A 1,044-nucleotide genomic window follows, 5' to 3' on the forward strand; every position below is an offset into this window, starting at 1 on the left:
AAAACCCGGTGCGTCTGGGTGGATAGCGATGCAATTCAAGTATCGCGACTCGGAGGGGAAGAGTAAGACTTGCAGCAAATGGAAAGCAGGTTGCACCGGACCCTATTATCAGTACCAGTGGAGGGAGGGCGATCGCATCAAGAGCCGTTACGTCCCCAAGAAAAAATTGGAGCAAGTCGAGTTAGCCATCATGACCCGGGAATCACCCTGGAGAATTTTAGAAATTCTGGACTAAGCGCGATCGCCGCCAAATTCCCCACTAACTGTTCTGTAGCATTGACATGATCCGGACTAAACCGGCAATGCTACAGAACACAAGGGAGGGGAAGGGGGAGAGGTGCAAGGGCGATCGCCGCCAAGATTCCCCAGGTGCGATCGCAATCAAGACCCGGGTCAAACAATCTCTAACCGTTCTTTCAGCAGAGACCACCCCAAACGGGACAGATGCCCGTGGGAGTCAGCCCAAAAATCTGACTGATTCGGATCCAACCAATCTAAGTCGATGCAGGGTTCTAGTTTTTTGAGTTCTGGGTATGCCCGGAACGAGAAAGGAATCTTAGAACCCAAAAACCTGCTCACCACCGGGACGAGATAAACGTTCGGATAAATCTCCATAATTCCGGCAACAATCTCTAAGTAATTTTGCAGTAAAGCTTCCCTGTCCGGTTGTTTCACCGCGATGTAGTGGAGATTCCCAACACAGTAACGCTGTTCTGGCTCAAACTCCATAAAGCGCTCAGGCCATGCCAGACTCATCTTGGGGGTAATCTCTGGTAATTTAATCGCCCCGTGCATTTCGGTAGAGGGGAACAGGAAGATGCGATCGCACCGAGGCGATACCAGATCCAGACCTCGGATTAACTCGCTGTCATTGATTGGCAAGCCCGGGACCGTGTAATTGGCGTATCCAGAAAACATCCATTGAGTCTCGGGGAATTTGAGGGTAGCGCTGGAGTCCCCAACTAGAGCGCGGGTCAAAACCTTGTCTTTGTTAAATCCGTCCAATGACCGGAGTTCCCCGGTTTCATCAATTCTAAAATTTAG

At 50.6% G+C, this 1,044-nt stretch carries 3 protein-coding genes; 1 reads left to right on the top strand and 2 read right to left on the bottom strand.

The genetic code is table 11. The features are described from left to right. The coding region (locus tag NG833_RS30120) for a hypothetical protein (protein ID WP_254568943.1) at window positions 1-235 on the top strand (235 nt) is incomplete at its 5' end. A gap of 24 nt (window positions 236-259) precedes the next feature. On the opposite strand, the gene NG833_RS30125 is transcribed toward NG833_RS30120, so the two are convergent. Both NG833_RS30125 and NG833_RS30130 read right to left on the bottom strand, forming a co-directional pair. Beyond that, window positions 260-397, bottom strand: coding sequence for a hypothetical protein (locus tag NG833_RS30125; RefSeq protein ID WP_254568944.1), 138 nt, complete (start codon window positions 395-397; stop codon window positions 260-262). Beyond that, window positions 394-1,044 (bottom strand): hypothetical protein (locus tag NG833_RS30130; protein ID WP_254568945.1); only part of this gene is annotated, 651 nt, incomplete at its 5' end. The genes NG833_RS30130 and NG833_RS30125, both read right to left, overlap by 4 nt.

The sequence above is a fragment of the Oscillatoria sp. HE19RPO genome, assembly GCF_024220515.1.
In the GTDB taxonomy this organism is placed as follows: domain Bacteria; phylum Cyanobacteriota; class Cyanobacteriia; order Cyanobacteriales; family Laspinemataceae; genus Laspinema.